Below are 648 nucleotides of genomic sequence, written 5' to 3'. Positions count from 1 at the left end.
CCGATCCTCCTACCGATTGAATGATCCGGTGAAGTGTTCGGATCGCGTCGACGACGGCGGTTCGCTGCCGGCGACGTCGTGAGAAGTTCCCTGAACCTTATCATTTAGAGGAAGGAGAAGTCGTAACAAGGTTTCCGTAGGTGAACCTGCGGAAGGATCATTGTCGAACCCTGCAAGGCAGAACGACCTGTGAACATGGAAAATGGGTCGAGGAGCAAGGTTCAACGTTCCATATGAGCAACGCTAGTTTTTGGCCTTTTGGGGTCATTTGGAGCCTCAAAATGATATTATTCAGTTTTGGACTTTTAGGGTCATTTGGAGATTCAAAACTACGCCGAGGAGCAAGGTTCAACGTTACCACATGAACAACGCCAGTTTTTCGCTTTTCGGGGCATATGGAGCCTCAAAATGACATTTTTCTGTTTTTGGCCTTTCGGGGTCATTTGGACCCTCAAAACGACATTTTTCTGTTTTGGCATGTGCTCTTGTTGTGTCCAGCCTTGTTGCAATTACTGCACAACATAGTTTTTCCCACCTTGGACACCCTATGACCATCTTTCCTTTCAGTAGCACCCCTCCTCCTTTTGGTTTGTGGCCTGCCTAGCTTCCTTCTTCTAATAGGAGGCAATAGAGGTGTGAATTGATTAT

Annotated in this window: 1 protein-coding gene; it reads right to left on the bottom strand. The window is 47.1% G+C overall.

Going from position 1 to position 648, the window contains the following annotated elements:
• Positions 1 to 354: 354 nt before the first annotated feature.
• The gene (locus tag D3P13_RS22015; protein WP_157973011.1) at positions 355 to 573 is read right to left on the bottom strand and encodes a hypothetical protein; all 219 of its coding nucleotides are present in this window, start codon (positions 571 to 573) and stop codon (positions 355 to 357) included.
• Positions 574 to 648 lie beyond the last annotated feature (75 nt).

The organism is Aureibaculum luteum, from assembly GCF_003449015.1.
Taxonomy (GTDB): Bacteria; Bacteroidota; Bacteroidia; order Flavobacteriales; family Flavobacteriaceae; genus Aureibaculum; species Aureibaculum luteum.
This window is presented reverse-complemented; position numbering and strand designations above follow the sequence as displayed.